At 70.4% G+C, this 345-nt stretch carries 1 protein-coding gene; it reads right to left on the reverse strand.

The window, feature by feature from the left end; all coding sequences use genetic code 11:
• Positions 1-345 (reverse strand): thiamine pyrophosphate-dependent enzyme (locus QSK52_RS39230; RefSeq protein ID WP_285741058.1); only part of this gene is annotated, 345 nt, incomplete at both ends.

Below are 345 nucleotides of genomic sequence, written 5' to 3' on the forward strand. Positions count from 1 at the left end.
CGTAGCCCATGGTTCCGGCGCCGCCGGAGTTGAGCCAGGTGGCGGGCTTCTCGAACTGGATGAACTGGCTGGCCCACATCTGGTGCTGGCCGACGCCGGCGGCGTAGATGGCGTCGGGGCCGACGAGCTGGCCGATGCGTTCGATGACCTGCTGGGGGGAGAGGCGGCCGTCGGGGGCGGGTTCGTAGCCGAGCGGGTAGGTGTTCTTCCACTCGTTGAGGCGCTTCCACCAGTCGGTGTAGTCGCTGCGGTGGCCGGCGTCGTACTCGGCCTGGACGGCGACGATCAGGTCGGCGAGGACCTCGCGGGCGTCGCCGACGATGGGGACGTCGGCGGCGCGGTTCT

The organism is Kitasatospora phosalacinea (assembly GCF_030268885.1).
Classification (GTDB): Bacteria; Actinomycetota; Actinomycetes; order Streptomycetales; family Streptomycetaceae; genus Kitasatospora; species Kitasatospora phosalacinea_C.